We start from the raw sequence: 17,713 nt of genomic DNA on the forward strand, positions 1-17,713 counted from the left end.
AAGTCGCTGCAGCGGGTTTGGTGGGCTTGTATTGGAATCTCACCCCGCAAAATCGTTATCGCGTTCGCTTGGCTGCCTTTGCATTTGCCATCCTATCTTTTGGTATCGTAGTAGGTCGCGTTACCAACGTAAGCCGTACGGTAAAGATAGAGGCCTCCGATAAAGCGCTGAAGGTAGAAAAAACAGGTGTTCTTGAGTTGAAACTACCGGGCATCAAACTCAATCCTGAGATTTATATATTTCAAGCAGCGGAAAAAGTTCAGGTGCCAGTCAATATCAAAGTGCCTGGACGCTTGGCGTTTAATGCTAAAAAATCCAAAGTACTTTCTGCTCGCGCTCCTGGCCGAGTAGAGCGTATTTATGCTTTTGATGGAGCTCAGGTGGAGGTTGGCTCGCCTATCGTTGAGTTGTATAGCCCAGAGTTTCTGTCTGCGCAGCAAGAGTATTTGCTGTCCTCAAAGACTGCCAAAGTTCTTGAAGCTAATAAAACAATGAGTGATTTATTGGGTGATGCACGCATTACTCAGCAAGCTGCAGCTAACCGCATGAGAAATCTCGGCGCTGGTGAGGGTGATATCAAGAGTATCGAGTCCACCGGTAAGACAGCTAGTAACTTGATCATGCGTTCGCCATTAAAAGGTGTTGTTGTTAAGCGCGGAGTCGAGCCTGGCGCCGTTGTTAACTCCGGTGATGTAATCGCTACTTTAGCGGATCCTAAACAACTGTGGTTCTTGGGAAATGTATTTGAGCAGGACTTCCGCTTGATCAAGCAGGGTCAAAAAATGATTTTGCAGCTTGAGACTTATCCAGAAAAAGAATTTATTGCTTATGCCAATTACATTGCGCCAGCGATTGATCCGCAAACACGTGCTTTATTGATTCGTGCTGATGTAGAAAATACCGATGATCTTTTGCGCCCTGATATGTATGCCTCTGCTCTGCTGACTACTGGAACGGCGGACGCAGTGGTGGTTCCTCAGTCAGCTATTGTGAGAATTCGTGAGAATCGTTTTGCCATTATTAAGGTAGGCCCTGAAACATTCCGCCGTGTACCTGTAAAAGGATATGACCTCAATAGCAAGAGCTTTGCTATTGAGGGTGTAGAGCAGGGTTGGCAGGCGTTGGCTGAGGGCGCTGTTTTGTTAAATGACCGCTTTGCCAAGCAGGAGGACTAAGTGAGCATCTTCACCTCCTTTATTCGAGGGGTAGTTGAGAAGCGCGCGCTTGTCATTTTTGCGTCGATCGTATTGCTTGGCTTGGGCATGCTCAGTTTGAGCAAATTGCCGATTCAGCCATATCCTGGTGTTGCACCATTAACTATTCAAGCCATTTCTCAGTGGCCAGGAAGAAGTACAACCGAGGTTGAGCAGCAAGTAACAATTCCTGTTGAAAATGCTTTGGCAGGAATTCCAGGTTTGCAAGCATTCCGCTCGGTTTCACTGTTTGGTCTATCTGTAGTAACACTCAAATTTAATGACACTGCCGATCCATTTAAGGCGCGTCAAACCTTTTTAGCCAATTTGGCGAATGTGGCATTCCCGCCAGGTGTAACCTCTAGCATTAGCCCGGACTCCGATGCTACTGGCGAAATTATGCGTTACGAAGTTCGATCAGAATACGCAACCTCAACCTTGCTAAAGACTTTGCAAAATTATGAGGTCTACAAGGAGCTCAAGCAAACTCCAGGCGTAGCAGACGTCTCTTCATTTGGTGGCAAAGTTCGACAGTATCAGGTGATTGTGAGTCCTGAGAGTTTGCAGGCTAAAGGCATCTCGGTTAATCAATTAGTGACCGCCTTAACAAATGCCAATAGCAATGCGGGTGGCGGTTTATTGCCAAGTGGTGAGCAACAGTTTGTTGTGCGCGATGTTGGACTGCTGAAGAATATCGACGATATCAAGTAGGTTGTAGTGGCTATTAATAATGGCGTTCCCATTCGTATTGGCGATGTTGCTCGCGTGGAAATTGGTAACGCGCCGCGCTTGGGTATGTTCCAGTTCAATGACAACCCGGATTCTGTAGAAGGTATTGTTTATTTGCTATTTGCGTCGCGGCGAGAATGCCACTGAAGTATTGGCGCGCGTTCGCAGCACTGTGGAAAATATTAATAAGCATGTCTTGCCTCCTGGTATTGAAGTAAAACCTTTCTATGATCGCCAAGTTCTCTTGGATATCACCATCGGCACAGTTAAGCACACCTTATTCTTCAGCATTTCTTTAGTTTTGGCAGTTTTGTTTTTCTTCTTGGGGAATATTCGCGCTGCAGCTGTAGTGGCAGCAGTAATTCCATTGGCGCTCTGCGTGTCTTTTATACAGATGCACTTATGGAGTGTGCCTGCTAATTTGATCTCTTTGGGTGCAATTGACTTTGGTGTGATCGTTGACTCTGCAGTGATTTTGATTGAGAACGTTATGCGCCACTTGGAAGAGGGCGGTAAACGCCTGAACCAAAGCATCATTCTTGCGACTAGCGAAGTGCAACGTGCGATGATTTATTCCACGGGCATCATTATTGTGGCGTACTCCCCACTGTTTTTTATGGGCGGGGTTGAGGGCATCATCTTCAAGCCAATGGCTTTCACCATGGGCTTTGCTTTGATTGCTGCAATGATCTTGAGCCTGACATTCTTGCCCGCAATGATCTCTCTGGTATTTGGTGAAAATCTTCACCACAAGCCGCCATCATTCATTACGCAGATTTTGGATGGCTATAAGCCTTTATTGAGAAGGTGGATGGATCGTCCGCTAACCGTATTTTCAGTTGCTGTCTTTGTTTTAGGTATTCCTTGCTGAGTATGACTCGCCTGGGTACTGCATTCTTGCCAACTCTGGAGGAAAACAATATTTGGTTGCGCGTAACCCTACCAAATACAGTTGATCTGGACTACTCCGTTAAGATTGCCAATCAACTCCGTGAAACCTTTATGGCGCAACCTGAGATTGATAAGGTTGCTGCGCAGATTGGTCGCCCAGACGATGGTACGGACTCCACAGGTGTGTTTAACCAAGAGTATGGCCTTTACCTCAAGAGTCCTGACAAGATGCCAAGTGGCTCTTCAAAGAAAGATCTCATTACGCACTTAGAAGCAGAGCTCAATAAGATCCCGGGCATTACTTATAGCTTCTCTCAATATATTCAAGATAACGTGAATGAAGCTTTATCTGGCGTTAAGGGTGAGAACTCCGTCAAAGTTTATGGCACCGACTTAGAGGTCCTTGATCAAAAAGCCCACGAGGTGATTGACCAGCTCAAAAAAGTTAGAGGTGTTGCAGACGAAGGTATCTTGAAAGAGCTAGGTCAGCCAACACTCAACATTCAAATTGATCGTGATCGTGCTGCGCGTTACGGTATTAATGTGAATGATATCCAGACAGTGGTAGCAAATGCCATTGGTGGCGCTGCCGTGACCAATTTGCTTGAAGATGAAAAGACCTTTGGTATTGCTGTGCGCCTGAATGAGGGCAGTCGTAATGACGTTGCGGATATCGGCCATTTATTGGTTGAGGCTCCAGATGGTACGAAGATACCTTTATCTATGGTTGCTACCGTTCGCTTAACCGATGGCCCTTTCTTCATTTATCGCGAAGCTGGTAAGCGCTATATTGCGATTAAATTTAGCGTTCGTAACCGCGATCTTGGTAGCGCTGTAGAAGATGCGCAGTTCTTGGTTGAGAAAAATATTACGCTGCCACCAAACTATTCAATTAGCTGGGATGGTCGGTTCAATCAAATGAAGCAAGCTCAGAAAAAGTTGATGTTGATTGTGCCGCTGGCCTTGCTGGGCATCTTCTTGTTGCTTGTGAGTGCATTTGGCAACTTCCGTGATGCTTTCATTGTGATGATCAATGTACCATTTGCCGCAATTGGCGGTGTGATTGCCTTGCACTTAGCAGGAGAGACTTTGAGTATCTTCGCATTCTTTGGCTTCTTGTCGCTCTTTGGTATAGCGATTCAGGATGGCGTGATTCTCATTTCCTTTATTAATAAGACGGCAGCGACGGAGCACGGTCAGATGAAGGACATCATGGTTGAGGGTGCATCCTTGCGCGTGCGCCCTGTGCTGATGACTGCTGCACTTTCAGGCTTAGGCCTTTTGCCAGCGGCTTTATCGCATTCGATTGGTTCTGAGGCCCAGCGTCCTTTGACCTTAGTGATTGTGGGTGGTATGGTAACTACGACTATCTTGACGCTTCTGGTTTTACCGGTAATATACGGCTGGTTTAGAGCGCGTGCCTTAACTCCTGCAAGCAATGTTTAATCCTTCGTCAAAAGAAAATCTCAAAATCATGGGTAATCGTCAACCTCACATCTTGGTATCCAATGATGATGGTTATTTAGCTCCTGGCTTGCTGGCTTTAGTCAATGCAGTGCGTCCGTTAGGTCGCGTTACGGTGATTGCTCCTGAGCAAAATCACAGCGGCGCATCGAATTCACTGACGCCTTCTAGGCCGCTATCGATTCATCGAGTTGCCGGCGGTGAGCGTGACGGGTTTTTCTTTATCAACGGCACGCCAACAACAGATTGTGTTCACGTTGCGATGACGGGTTTTTTAGATGAGAAGCCCGATCTCGTGATTTCTGGAATCAATCAAGGCGAGAACATGGGGGAGGACACTCTTTACTCTGGCACTGTTGCTGCTGCAGTTGAGGGCGTTATGTTTGGTGTGCCGGGCATCGCATTCTCGCAAATTGATCGTGGTTGGAATCGGATTGAAGATGCGGCTAAAGCAGCGCATGATGTTGTGGCACAAATGTTGGTTTCTGCTTTAAGCAGAAACCACGCAGATGGGGTAGCAACATTACTGAACGTCAATATTCCAAATCGTCCTTATGCTGATCTCTATCGCTGGCGTGTTACCCGTTTGGGTAATCGCCATCATTCACAACCAGTAGTGGTGCAGGATAGCCCACGTGGCGAAAAGATATATTGGATCGGTGCTGCAGGAGATGTAAAAGAAGGCTCCGAAGGCACTGACTTTCATGCTATTGCTGAGGGGGTGTATTTCAATTGCGCCAATGCAATTGGATTTGACGCACCATGCGCGTTTAGCAGCAATGCGTGCAAATGGTTGGGACCGCGGTTGAAGGCCCCAACCGAACGCTTCGCTGCTTATCGGCAAGCCTTAGCAGCTAAAGTGCATGCCGGCGGCGTTAAACACGGTAAAACTTTAGAAGCTATTGCCACCGTCCCACGCCATGCGTTTATGGATGCAGGTCTACATGCGCAGGCATATGAAGACACTGCATTGCCGATCGGTCGGTCATGAGCAAACCATCTCTAAGCCATCTGTAGTGGCGCGCATGATCGAATTACTACATAAGCCTAAAACTAAGCTTGGCAAAGTATTAGAGATTGGCACTGGCTGTGGTTATCAAGCGGCAGTATTGAGTTTGTTGGCAGATGAGGTGTATTCCATTGAACGCATTCGCCCACTCCATGACATGGCCAGAGCGAAGTTATACGCCCATTTCGAATTAATAATCTGCGCCTCATTTATGGTGACGGCATCTTGGGGCTGCCTCAAGCAGCGCCTTTTGATGGCATTATTTTGGCAGCCGCGGGCTTGGGCATCCCTGATGCCTTATTGGACCAATTGGCCATAGGTGGGCGATTAGTTGCCCAAGTTGCCAAAAGTGAGAAAGAGCAGCAGCTCGTGATGGTTGAAAGAATGAGCTCCCAGCGCTATCAAAGAACTGTACTGGACGAGGTCTTTTTTGTCCCCTTACAATCAGGGGTAGTATGAAATGTATGATGAATTCACCAATTCAAAAAACTAAATTAATGCCATATACCTTATCCAAACATTTTCTGATTGCGCTGATGTCTTCCTCCTTGCTGTTGGTAGCAGGATGTTCTGTGCCTCGCACTAAACCTGCTAGCGTGACTGATCGGACTGGTGGCTCTAGTGAGCCGGCACCTCCTGGCTACTATCGAGTAAAAAAAAGGGATACCTTAGCGCGCATTGCTTTAGACCATGGTCAGGCGCCACGCGATGTTGTGCAATGGAACAAGGCTGCTAATCCTAGCTTTAATCCCAATGTGATTGAGGTTGGCGATTTAATTATGATCAAGGCACCTGCTGGCACTAAGCCTGTACGCGTTGCCGATAAAAAACCTACAAGTGATAAACCAGATGCATCGGTACAGGCACCAGAGCCTGTAAAAGCAGAAGCAGTTGCCGAGCCCGGCATTCGTTTATCTTGGCCTGCCAAGGGCAAAGTAACGGGTGAGTTCAGCGAAACAAATAAAGGTATTGATATTGCTGGTAAGGTGGGCGAACCTGTGCTTGCTGCATCCGATGGCAAGGTAGTTTATGCAGGCAATAGTTTGCGCGGCTATGGAAATTTGGTAATTGTTAAACATGACAATACCTATCTCACTGCCTACGCTCATAACAGTAAGCTCTTGGTTAAAGAGGGTGATGCCGTCCGTAAGGGCCAGAGGATTGCTGAGATGGGGGATACAGGCGCCAATGCAGCTAAGTTGCACTTTGAGCTGCGCGTAAACGGTAAACCGGTAAATCCAACGCCGTATTTGCAGTAGTGTTGCAGTAAGTACGCATGGCCACTGTTCTCGTATTTGATATTGAAACGATTCCGGATGTAGCTGGCTTGCGTCGTTTGGAGGATCTTCCGGACTCGATGAGTGATGCAGAAGTAGCTGCCAAAGTCATGGCTGAGCGGGCAGAAAAAACGGGTAGCGATTTTCTCCCTTTATTTCTGCAAAAGATCGTAGCAATTTCTTGTGTCATTCGTAGGACCACCAAAGAAGGTTTGCCATAAATTAAGGTCGGCGCCTTAGGCACACCGCAAGATGAGGAGAAGGTATTAATCCAAGCCTTCTTTGACCTCATTGAAAAATACACTCCGGCAATTAGTCTCTTGGAATGGCAGCGGCTTTGACTTGCCTGTATTGCACTACCGCGCTCTAGCAAATCATGTGCAAGCTCCGCGTTACTGGGAAATGGGTGAGAGCCAAGATTCAGATAGTAGAGAATTTAAGTGGAACAACTACATTAGTCATTATCACATGCGTCATCTCGACATGATGGATTTGTTAGCGAAATTTAATGGCCGTGCGAATGCCCCATTAGATGGGTTGGTAAAGCTTTGTGGCTTCCCGGGCAAGATGGGCATGGATGGCAGCCAAGTTTGGCCGGCTTATCAGGATGGCAAGATTAATGATATTCGTCGTTACTGCGAGACTGATGTGGTTAATACTTATCTCATGTACTGCCGTTTCCAGCTATTGCGCAGTGGCTTTTCTCATGAAGAGTATCAAGAAGAAATCAACTTTGTAAAAGCGTATTTGGAAAAAGAAGCCAAAGAACCTAATGGTGGGCAGTGGCAAGAATATCTGCAAGGTTTTTCGCCAGATGCGTAGAGGTGATAAGCCAGTCAATATTGAGGTGACTGAGCCAATTAAAGTCGAAGCCCTGGATTTAGATGCCCAAGGAATTGCTCGCTTAGCCCCCAATGAGGAAGAGGTAAGCCAGGGGCAAAGTGGCAAAATCATTTTTATTAAAGGCGCACTGCCAATAGAGCTGGTGACTTACACCATCACCAGTGATAAGGCTTGCTTTAGCAAGGCCAAGGTGCGCGACATTCTAAAGCCCGCAGTATTTAGAGCGGAGCCTAAGTGCGCTGCATTTGGTGTCTGTGGTGGCTGCACTATGCAGCATTTGGATATTCGTGCACAAGTAGCCATGAAGCAGCGAGTGCTCGAGGATGACTTGCAGCATATCGCTAAAGTAAAGCCTGAAGAAATTCTGCGCCCAATGGGTGGCCCCACATGGGAATACCGCCATCGTGCACGCTTAAGTGCTGTTAATCGCTCAATTAAAAAGGGCACGGTACTGATTGGTTTTCATGAGGGTAAGAGTGGTTATGTAGCCGATATGCTTGCTTGTGAGATTTTGCCAAAGCATGTATCGGTTTTGCTGCCTGAGATGCGTAAATTGGTTATGGGGCTGTCTATTGTTGACCGCATGCCACAAATTGAAATTGCGGTTGGCGAGCCAGAAGATGCGCAATCTGACGACCCCAAAAAATCCAAGCCAGTCACCGCTTTAGTGTTTCGCAATCTCAAGCCATTAACGGCGGAAGACGAGCGGTTGTTGCGAACCTTTGCCGACCAGCATCAGGTTTGGATTTGGCTGCAGCCTAAGGGTATAGAGACTGTGGCTCCGTTCTATCCAGAGACCGGTAAGCTTTGCTACCGTCTGCCTGAGTTCGAGATTGAGATGCCATTTAAGCCTGCAGATTTTACGCAGGTCAATCACATGATGAATCGTGCCTTGGTAAGTAGGGCGATACGATTATTGGAAGTAAAGCCAACAGATAGAGTACTCGATTTATTTTGTGGCATTGGTAATTTCACACTACCGCTTGCTAGAAAAGCAAAACAGGTTTTAGGAATCGAGGGTCTCGAGAGTTTGACGACTCGAGCAAAAGCAAATGCGCTTCACAATGGCCTAGTGGATAAAGCGAGCTTCATGCAAAGTGATTTGTTTGAAGTCATGCCAGAAACGATCGCATCTTGGGGTAGAGCTGGGCGTTGGTTAATGGATCCACCGCGTGAAGGCGCCATGGAGATTTGCAAAGCACTTGCAGAGCTGCATTTGCAACAAAGTGATTTAATTCCAGAGCGCATTGTGTATGTGTCGTGCAATCCCAAAACCCTAGCAAGAGACGTGGAGATTCTCTGCCACCACGCAGGGTATCGATTGAGTAGTGCGGGCATTATTAATATGTTCCCGCACACCTCCCACGTGGAATCTATGGCGGTTTTTGATCGCATCTAGGTGCTCAAGCCTCTGATTTAGAAGTGGTTTCATCAAAATCAATCCCAATATGCCCCAATTTTGTGCATAGGGCATTTATGCGGTGCAATAGGCAAAAAAGCCCGTCTTATAGAAGAGTAGATTGAACTTGTGCGCAGAAGTGTAGGCGCCAAACCCGCAATTACTTTTGGGAGTGTGTCATGAAAGCCTCGGATAGTTTTGCCCTCTTATTCATTTTGATGGCGCTGTCTTACGCTGTAAGTATGTTCGTAGCAGCCTAATTATTGGTTGCACGCGAATTGACAGAATCGCAGCAAAGAAAAAGGCGCCCGCAGGCGCCTTTAGAGAACATCACACTTCAGTTCTTAATTACATCAGTTAATCTCTATTGCCACCAACAATACCCAGCAATGCGAGCAGGTTAGTGAAGACGTTATACACATCTAAGTAAATAGCCAAAGTAGCCATGATGTAGTTAGTCTCGCCGCCATTAATGACGCGTTGAACGTCAACCAAGATAAAGGCTGAGAAGATTGCGATAGCTAGTACCATCACAGTCAACATCAAGGCGGGCAGCTGCAACCAGATGTTTGCCAATGAAGCAACAATCAAGAGCAGCACACCAACCATCAGCCATTTGCCCATGCCAGCAAAGTCACTCTTGCTTACAGTGGCAATCGTCGCCATGGTGGCAAAGATAGCTGCTGTACCGCCGAAGGACAGCATGATGAGGGTCGCGCCATTGCTGTAGCTATTGAGCGTAAAGCCAACCAAACGGGACATCATGATGCCCATGAAGAAGGTAAAGCCCAGCAACAGGAGAACGCCTACGCCGGTGTCTTTATTCTTTTCGATTGCCCAGAAGAAGCCAAAGGCAACAGCCATAAACACCATAAAGCCAATAAAAGGACTACCTGAGAACAGGTCTAGACCCATGGCAACACCGAGCCAGGCGCCAATAACAGTAGGCACCATGGACAGTGCTAATAGGGCATAAGTATTGCGAAGTACACGGTTGCGTACTTGGATAGTGCTAATTGAGCCGGTTTGGCCAAAGCCGTAAGAGTTCAGATCACTCATATTGACTCCTTCTTTTTCATAGTTAATACAAGAGCCCATACCCATATATTTAGTAAGTAGGGCTGTTGAGGGTAAGTATAGACGTAAGTATAGACAAAACGCCTAAATTTCAAGCCCCCACCTAAAAGACCTACAAATTAAAGGCTTATGCCCTGTAAATTCAATGGCTTAGCCCTACTTATATAGGGGTAAATACCGTCAGGCAATGTATAATTCGGGGGTCGCTGAAGTAGGGTGGCTTTTGGCCTTACCCAGCAAATACCTTTGAAATCACTATTGGAGTCTTGAATGGCAATTGAACGCACCCTTTCTATTATCAAACCTGATGCTGTCGCTAAAAACGTCATCGGCAAAATCTATGACCGTTTTGAATCTGCTGGTTTGAAGATTGTTGCTTCCAGAATGGCGCACCTTTCACAAGTTGAAGCTGAGCAGTTCTATGGCGTTCATAAAGACCGTCCTTTCTTTAAAGACTTGGTGAGCTTCATGGTCTCTGGTCCTGTAATGATTCAAGTATTGCAAGGCGAAGGCGCTATTGCTAAGAATCGTGACTTGATGGGCGCTACCGATCCTAAGAAAGCGGAAAAAGGCACAATCCGTGCTGACTTTGCTGACAGTATCGATGCAAACGCCGTTCATGGTTCTGACGCTCCTGAAACAGCTGCTGTGGAAGTTGCCTTCTTCTTCCCTGGCATGAATGTTTTCAATCGTTAATCGATAAACCTATTCATTTATAAGTAGGCGCATTGACCTCCCCGCGCGTAAATCTCTTAGATTTTGACGCTGACCAAATGGCGGCGTATGTCGCGGGGTTGAATGAAAAGCCCTTTAGGGCAAAGCAGCTCATGCAGTGGATACATCAACGCGGTGTATCTGACATTAATGACATGAGCGATCTGGCAAAAAGCTTCAGAGCAACATTGCTAGACAAAGCAGAAGTGCTTTCTCTCCCCGTAATTAAAGACGAACACGCCGCTGACGGCACCCGCAAGTGGTTGCTGGACGTGGGCGCTGGTAATGCGGTCGAGTCTGTTTTTATCCCTGAGGATGATCGAGGCACCTTGTGCATCTCTTCTCAGGCTGGTTGCGCGGTGAACTGCCGCTTCTGTTCAACAGGATATCAAGGCTTCTCACGTAATCTCACTTCCGGTGAAATCATCGGGCAACTTTGGTTTGCAGAACATCTTTTGCGTAATGATCCGGAGGCTGTACGCAGAATCGAAAAGTTTCCAACACCTGGTTGGGAGCATACCGGTCGCGTGATTTCGAATGTGGTGATGATGGGTATGGGTGAGCCCTTGCTCAATTACGACAATGTGGTTTCTGCATTGCGCTTAATGCTCGATGACAGGGCGTATGGTTTATCACGTCGTCGTGTGACAGTTTCTACATCGGGCGTCGTACCGATGATTGATCGTCTTGCGCAAGATTGCCCAGTAGCATTGGCAGTTTCATTGCATGCACCGAATGACGCATTGCGTGACCAATTGGTGCCGCTCAATCAAAAGTATCCATTACGCGAATTGCTGGACGCATGTGAGCGTTACTTACCATTTGCGCCAAGAGATTTTTTGACCTTTGAATACTGCATGCTCGATGGTGTGAATGATTCTGATATTCAGGCAAAAGAATTGGTGCGCTTGCTTAGAAACATTAAATGCAAGATCAATCTCATCCCCTTTAATCCGTTCCCAGAGTCTGGTCTTAAGCGCTCGCCGGCTCAGCGTGTGAATGCTTTCGCTGGCATTCTCTTGGATGCTGGCATGGTTGCGACGGTGCGTAAGACTCGTGGTGATGACATCACAGCGGCGTGCGGTCAATTGGCAGGGGATGTTGTAGACCGCACTCGAGTTCGTGAACGAGCTGTGCACAATGCTGAGATAGAGCTTACCGAAGTTGAGTCTGATGACGATTTTGATTCAGAGCCAAATGTACACATCCCATCGAGTGGCTCAAAAAATTAAATTAAAGATTAGAACCTCATGAGCTCTAATAATTCATTACCACCACTACCCTTGGGGCCAAGCCCTAAGCGAGCAACGCGTCAAGCTACCGTTGCCTGGAAGTCCAACATCATCACCGTTGGTGGTGATGCACCTGTACGCGTGCAATCGATGACGAATACCGATACTGCTGATGCAGTAGGTACAGCAATTCAGGTAAAAGAATTGGCGCGCGCCGGCTCTGAGATGGTGCGTATCACTGTGAATACGCCGGAAGCTGCAGCAGCCGTTCCGTATATTCGTGAGCAGTTGGACAAGATGGATGTGTTGGTGCCTTTGATTGGTGACTTTCATTACAACGGCCATACTTTATTAAATGATTTTCCGGAGTGCGCTAAAGCGCTCTCGAAGTACCGTATTAACCCAGGCAATGTGGGTAAGGGCGCCAAGCGTGACCCACAGTTTGCGCAAATGATTGAAGCGGCTTGTAAATATGACAAGCCGCTTCGCATTGGTGTGAACTGGGGCAGCTTAGATCAAGACCTCTTAGCTTCAATCATGGATAGCAATGCTGCATTGGCTACTCCAAAGACTGCGCAAGAAGTGATGATTGAGGCGCTGATTCAGTCGGCCTTACAGTCAGCAGAAAAAGCAGTTGAGTTTGGTATGAACCCAAACCAAATTTTGCTCTCATGCAAAGTCAGTAATGTGCAAGACTTGGTTGCGGTATATCGCGACCTCTCACGTCGCTCTGACTATCCTTTGCACTTGGGTTTAACTGAGGCAGGTATGGGCAGCAAAGGCATTGTTTCCTCCACTGCAGCAATGGGTATTTTGTTGCAAGAGGGTATTGGTGACACCATTCGCGTTTCATTAACGCCTGATCCTGGTGCGCCACGTGAAAACGAAGTCATTGTTGCTCAAGAGATTTTGCAAACAATGGGTTTGCGTAACTTCACCCCAATGGTGATTGCGTGTCCTGGTTGCGGGAGAACGACTAGCACCACTTTTCAAGAATTAGCAGCAAACATTCAATCCTATCTGCGCCAGCAAATGCCGGTCTGGAAGAAAACCCACCCGGGAGTGGAGAATATGAATGTGGCTGTAATGGGCTGCATCGTTAACGGCCCAGGTGAGAGTAAGCATGCCAATATTGGCATTTCCCTGCCGGGAACAGGTGAAACCCCAGCGGCACCAGTGTTTGTGGATGGTGTTAAGGTAAAAACCTTGCGCGGTGAGAAAATTGCAGAAGAGTTCCAAGTGATTGTTGACGAGTACGTTAAACAAAACTACGCAGCAAAAGTTGAATAAAGCCAAGTTAGAACAAGAATAAAAATGACTGATCAAAACAAAGAGCAAAAAGCGCAAGCCAAGATTCAAAAAATCAATGGCGTACGCGGCATGAATGATTTGCTACCAGCGGATGCTGCGCAGTGGGCTCATCTTGAACATGTTCTGCGCGATTTAACTCGCGCCTATGGCTATGAATTTTTGAGAACGCCAATTGTTGAGGCGACTGCGGTATTTCAGCGTGGCATCGGTGAAGTCACTGACATTGTTGAAAATGAAATGTACTCATTTGAGGACCGCTTGAATGGTGAGCAACTCACTTTGCGTCCTGAGGGCACCGCTGCATTAGTGCGTTCTGTCATTGAAAACAATTTGCTTTACGAAGGACCTAAGCGTCTTTGGTATACCGGTCCTATGTTCCGTCATGAGCGTCCACAGCGTGGTCGTTATCGCCAGTTTCATCAATTTGGCATTGAGGCGCTTGGCTTTGCTGGCCCCGACATCGACGCAGAGATCATCCTGATGGGTCAACGCCTATGGGATGAGCTAGGACTGAAAGGTGTTCGTCTAGAAATTAACTCATTAGGTCAGGCCCCTGAGCGCGCAGAGCATCGCGCAGCCTTAGTGACTTACTTTGAGAAACACAAATCACAGCTCGATGAAGATTCACAACGTCGCTTGATTAGCAATCCTTTGCGAATCTTGGATTCTAAAAACCCAGAGATGCAGGCCTTGATTGAAGGTGCGCCAAAACTATTAGATTTCTTGGGTGAAGAGTCGCTTAAGCATTTCAACGCAGTGCAGGCCTTGCTTAAAGCAAACAATATTCCTTGCAAAATTAATCCGCGTTTAGTGCGTGGCTTGGATTACTACAATCTGACTGTATTCGAATGGATCACTGATGAGTTAGGTGCGCAAGGCACTATCGCAGGTGGTGGGCGCTACGATCCATTGATCGAGCGTATGGGCGGCAAGGCTGCACCTGCTTGTGGTTGGGCAATGGGTATGGAGCGTGTTCTGGAGTTAATGAGGGTCTCCGGTTCTTCGCCGGAAGCGCATGCCCAATGCGATATCTTTGTTCTGCATCAAGGTGGCGAGACGCTAACGGCCGCCATGATTATTGCTGAGCGCTTACGTAGCGCTGGAATCGATACTATTTTGTTCTGCCCGCCAGATGGGCAATCAGCCAGCTTTAAGTCTCAAATGAAGAAAGCCGACAGCAGTGGGGCTGCCTTTGCGGTGATTATTGGCCCTGATGAGCTAGCTAAAAATGAGGCTCAACTCAAGGACTTACGTGGCACAGGCGAGCAAAAGTCTGTTCCCTTGGATGATGTCCTGGGGGCGGCAATTGATGCCCTAGTAGGCGCCTCCGAATAGAATGAGCTTCATATACCCTCAATTACTGATTAATTGGCTTGGATTGATATGCCTTTAGATTTAGAAGAACAAGAACAGTGGGACCAACTTAAAGCGTTTTGGCAAAAGTATCGCAATCTGATCACTGGTATTGTGACCGTTGCCTTATTTGCATATGCCGCTTATAGCGGCTACCAATGGTGGCGTAATAACCAAGCTTTGGAGGCGTCGAAACTTTACGAAACCATGGTCTCTGCAATTGCTAAAGGCGATAAAGATCAAACTTTGCGCGCCGCCGATGATTTGCAAAAAGATTTTGCACGCACACCATATGCTCCTATGTCGAGTTTGATTGCTGCGCGCATTGCCTCTGATGCTGGCGACAGTGCTAAGGCTTTGGATTATTTGCGTTGGACCGCTAAGAATGCTTCAAATGATGGCTACCTTGCGTTGGCTAAATTACGTTTAGTTTCTCAATTGATTGAGCAGGGTGGCGAAAAGGATTCTGTAGAAGCAGATCAAATTTTGAAAGACAAGCCTGTTGCCGGTTTCGAAGCCTTATGGCTTGAGCGTCGCGGAGATTGGTATCTGGCGCAAAAGCAAAATGAAAAAGCCAAGCAAAGTTATCAAGAGGCTTGGAAGAAATTAGACCAGGCAAAAGAATTCCCTGAAGAGGCGCGTCGTCTCTTAAAGGTTAAATTGGATGCTGTAGGCGGAATCGCTCAGTGATAAATACGGGAATGAAAGCAATGAAGCATTTACCAAAGGTTATTGGCACAGCCCTTTTAGTGGGTTCTGTGACTCTTGCATTAGTTGCTTGTTCTGGTGGTTCAAGAGTTCGTAAGCCGGCTGAATTGGCCCCGGTTAGTAATCAGTTTGACTTGCAGCCAGTATGGTCTACCAGCGTTGGCTCTTCAGAGACATTTAACTTTCATCCTGTAGTTGCGGGTGATGCTGTGTATGCGGCATCTCATCGTGGCAACTTAGCAAAAATCAATTTAAATAATGGCGAAAAGGTTTGGGAGACATCGGTTCCCGAGCGTTTGTCCATCGGTCCAGGATCTGACGGCCGCACTACTGTTGCCGTAAGCACCAAGGGAACCGTGTATGCCTATGACGATACCGGCAAGCAGATTTGGAAGGTAAGCGTTGGCAGTGAAGTATTGAGCGAGCCAGTGGTGGCTGGCGGCATTGTGGTTGTTCGTGCCCTGGATAATCGTTTCATCGGTTTGGATGCGCAAACAGGCGTGCGCAAGTGGACATATCAGCGTCAGCAATCCGCCCTGTCCTTACGCGTTGGTTACGGCATGCTCGCTATTAATAACGAAGTGATTGTGACTGGATTTGCTGGCGGTCGTTTTGGCATGATTGTGATTGCCAATGGCGGTCTTGTTTGGGAAACACCGGTTTCTTTCCCTAAAGGCTTTTCTGAGATTGAGCGCTTGAATGACGTTACAGCCAAGCCAAGCATGGAAGGCGAAATCATCTGTGCGGTTTCATATCAAGGCCGGATTGGTTGTGGCCAGGCGCGTACAGGAAACCTTTTGTGGTTTAAGGATTACTCAAGCTATACCGGCACCTCACAAAGCCAAGAGCTTGTCTTCTCGGCAAATGAAAAATCTTATGTCACTGCTTTCGCGGTCAAAGATGGCACACAAGTTTGGGAAAACACCCAGCTCACATACCGAGATGTGGGTGAATCTCTAGCCATCGGTAGAGTTTTATTAATGGGTGATGCTCAAGGCTACATCCATGCATTTTCACAGTCGAATGGCGAGATGGTTGCGCGTATTCGTCACGATAGCAGTCCAATCTCGGCAGCGCCAATTGCAGTTGGCGGCCTCATCTTGGTTCAGTCTCAAGGTGGAAAAATAGCGGCGTACAGTCCAAAATGAATCCAGTCATCACCATCGTCGGTCGTCCCAATGTGGGGAAGTCGACTCTCTTTAATCGCTTAACGCGTTCACGTGATGCATTGGTGGCCGATTTCTCTGGTTTAACCAGAGATCGTCACTATGGCAAAGGTCGTATCGGTGAGCGTGCGTTTATTTGCGTTGATACCGGTGGTTTTGAGCCGGTCGCCAAAACGGGCATTGTTGCCGAGATGGCAAAGCAAACCAAACAAGCCGTTGCCGAATCTGACATTGTGATTTTCTTGGTAGATGGCCGTTTAGGTATGGCGCCGCAAGATCGAGTCATTGCAGATTTCTTGCGTAAGACCGGTAGACCAGTCATTCTGGCGGTAAACAAAACTGAAGGTATGCAAGCGGGTGTAGTTACCGCAGACTTTCATGAGCTCGGCTTAGGTGAGCCATTCCCAATTTCTTCTGCGCACAGTGACGGTGTTCGCGGTCTGATTGATGATGCCTTGGATTCTCTTGGTATTGCAGAGCCGGATGAAGATGAATTGGCCAACGATCCAAATCGCCCAATGAAGATTGCGGTAGTGGGTCGTCCGAACGTCGGCAAATCAACGCTGATCAATAAGCTGATTGGTGAAGAGCGCGTGATTGCATTTGACATGCCTGGAACTACTCGCGATGCGATTGAAGTTCCGTTTGAGCGCAACGGTAAGCCTTATATTCTGGTTGATACCGCAGGTTTGCGTCGTCGCGGCAAAGTATTTGAGGCGATTGAAAAGTTCTCTGTGGTTAAAACATTGCAAGCCATTGCGGACTGTAATGTCGTGATCTTGATGTTGGATGCTCAGCAAGATATTTCTGAGCAAGATGCTCATATCGCTGGCTTTATTGTGGAAGCTGGCCGCGCATTAGTAGTTGCGGTGAATAAGTGGGATGGGATCGATGCGTACGTTAAAGAGCATGCCCGCCTAGAGATTGCCCAAAAGCTGCGCTTCCTCGATTTTGCGAACGTTCATCCGATCTCCGCTAAGAAGGGCACTGGTCTTAAAGAACTTTTTAAAGATGTGGATGCCGCTTACGCTGCAGCAATGGCAAAACTACCAACACCACGCTTAACTCGTATCTTGCAAGAGGCTATTGAGCATCAACAGCCAAAACGGGTTGATATGGGACGTCCAAAATTGCGCTACGCCCACCAAGGGGGCATGAATCCTCCAATCGTGGTTATTCATGGCACTTCCTTGAGTGGTGTTACCGATAGCTACAAGCGCTATCTAGAAGGGCGCTTTAGGGATGCCTTTAAATTACGGGGCACACCATTACGCATCCAGATGAATACCGCTAAAAACCCCTATGTAGATGCTGATAAGGGTAAAAAAGGCAAAAAGCGCTAATTTG

At 47.3% G+C, this 17,713-nt stretch carries 13 protein-coding genes and 4 pseudogenes; 16 read left to right on the forward strand and 1 reads right to left on the reverse strand.

The window, feature by feature from the left end; genetic code table 11:
* The first annotated feature begins 26 nt into the window (after positions 1-26).
* The 9 genes and pseudogenes from DXE27_RS06630 to rlmD all read left to right on the forward strand — a co-directional run bounded on the left by DXE27_RS06630 (position 27) and on the right by rlmD (position 8,805).
* Positions 27-1,175, forward strand: coding sequence for an efflux RND transporter periplasmic adaptor subunit (locus DXE27_RS06630; protein WP_197712354.1), 1,149 nt, complete (start codon positions 27-29; stop codon positions 1,173-1,175).
* Positions 1,176-1,904: an efflux RND transporter permease subunit gene (locus DXE27_RS10090; RefSeq protein ID WP_269459808.1), complete on the forward strand. Its 729-nt coding sequence runs from the start codon at positions 1,176-1,178 to the stop codon at positions 1,902-1,904.
* A gap of 6 nt (positions 1,905-1,910) precedes the next feature.
* Entirely contained in the window at positions 1,911-2,069 is a 159-nt protein-coding gene (locus DXE27_RS10095) for a hypothetical protein (RefSeq protein WP_269459809.1), read from the forward strand.
* 25 nt (positions 2,070-2,094) lie between these two features.
* Positions 2,095-4,259: pseudogene (locus DXE27_RS06635) on the forward strand (efflux RND transporter permease subunit).
* A gap of 28 nt (positions 4,260-4,287) precedes the next feature.
* Positions 4,288-5,086: pseudogene (gene surE, locus DXE27_RS06640) on the forward strand (5'/3'-nucleotidase SurE).
* A 29-nt stretch (positions 5,087-5,115) separates the two neighbouring features.
* A pseudogene (locus DXE27_RS06645) lies at positions 5,116-5,745 on the forward strand (protein-L-isoaspartate(D-aspartate) O-methyltransferase); the annotation flags it as partial.
* 8 nt (positions 5,746-5,753) lie between these two features.
* Positions 5,754-6,545, forward strand: a complete 792-nt coding sequence (locus DXE27_RS06650; protein ID WP_415064468.1) for a peptidoglycan DD-metalloendopeptidase family protein — start codon at positions 5,754-5,756, stop codon at positions 6,543-6,545.
* A gap of 17 nt (positions 6,546-6,562) precedes the next feature.
* A pseudogene (locus DXE27_RS06655) lies at positions 6,563-7,385 on the forward strand (3'-5' exonuclease).
* Positions 7,378-8,805 (forward strand): 23S rRNA (uracil(1939)-C(5))-methyltransferase RlmD, encoded by a 1,428-nt coding sequence (rlmD, locus tag DXE27_RS06660; protein ID WP_128113370.1) that lies wholly within the window; start codon positions 7,378-7,380, stop codon positions 8,803-8,805. Before DXE27_RS06655 ends, rlmD begins: the two are co-directional and overlap by 8 nt.
* A 357-nt stretch (positions 8,806-9,162) precedes the next feature.
* On the opposite strand, the gene DXE27_RS06665 is transcribed toward rlmD, so the two are convergent.
* Positions 9,163-9,864 carry a Bax inhibitor-1 family protein gene (locus DXE27_RS06665; RefSeq protein ID WP_128113371.1) on the reverse strand — a complete coding sequence of 234 codons (702 nt, stop codon included), beginning with the start codon at positions 9,862-9,864 and terminating at the stop codon, positions 9,163-9,165.
* 288 nt (positions 9,865-10,152) lie between these two features.
* Between DXE27_RS06665 and ndk the strand changes: the two genes are divergently transcribed.
* From ndk to der, 7 genes are all read left to right on the forward strand, one after another.
* Positions 10,153-10,578 carry a nucleoside-diphosphate kinase gene (gene ndk / locus DXE27_RS06670; protein ID WP_128113372.1) on the forward strand — a complete coding sequence of 142 codons (426 nt, stop codon included), beginning with the start codon at positions 10,153-10,155 and terminating at the stop codon, positions 10,576-10,578.
* A 77-nt stretch (positions 10,579-10,655) separates the two neighbouring features.
* Positions 10,656-11,828, forward strand: a complete 1,173-nt coding sequence (gene rlmN / locus DXE27_RS06675) for a dual-specificity RNA methyltransferase RlmN (protein WP_172457122.1) — start codon at positions 10,656-10,658, stop codon at positions 11,826-11,828.
* Between the two features lie 18 nt (positions 11,829-11,846).
* A complete protein-coding gene (ispG, locus tag DXE27_RS06680; protein ID WP_128113373.1) occupies positions 11,847-13,118 on the forward strand; it encodes a flavodoxin-dependent (E)-4-hydroxy-3-methylbut-2-enyl-diphosphate synthase in 1,272 nt (423 codons plus the stop codon).
* 24 nt (positions 13,119-13,142) lie between these two features.
* Positions 13,143-14,474, forward strand: a complete 1,332-nt coding sequence (gene hisS / locus DXE27_RS06685) for a histidine--tRNA ligase (protein ID WP_128113374.1) — start codon at positions 13,143-13,145, stop codon at positions 14,472-14,474.
* Between the two features lie 33 nt (positions 14,475-14,507).
* Positions 14,508-15,182, forward strand: coding sequence for a YfgM family protein (locus DXE27_RS06690; RefSeq protein WP_231969714.1), 675 nt, complete (start codon positions 14,508-14,510; stop codon positions 15,180-15,182).
* Complete coding sequence (gene bamB / locus DXE27_RS06695; protein ID WP_231969715.1) at positions 15,179-16,348, forward strand: outer membrane protein assembly factor BamB; 1,170 nt, start codon at positions 15,179-15,181, stop codon at positions 16,346-16,348. The genes DXE27_RS06690 and bamB overlap by 4 nt, the downstream gene beginning before the upstream one ends.
* Positions 16,345-17,709 carry a ribosome biogenesis GTPase Der gene (der, locus tag DXE27_RS06700; RefSeq protein ID WP_128113376.1) on the forward strand — a complete coding sequence of 455 codons (1,365 nt, stop codon included), beginning with the start codon at positions 16,345-16,347 and terminating at the stop codon, positions 17,707-17,709. The genes bamB and der overlap by 4 nt, the downstream gene beginning before the upstream one ends.
* The last annotated feature ends 4 nt before the right edge of the window (positions 17,710-17,713 follow it).

Source organism: Polynucleobacter necessarius (genome assembly GCF_900096755.1).
Classification (GTDB): domain Bacteria; phylum Pseudomonadota; class Gammaproteobacteria; order Burkholderiales; family Burkholderiaceae; genus Polynucleobacter; species Polynucleobacter necessarius_K.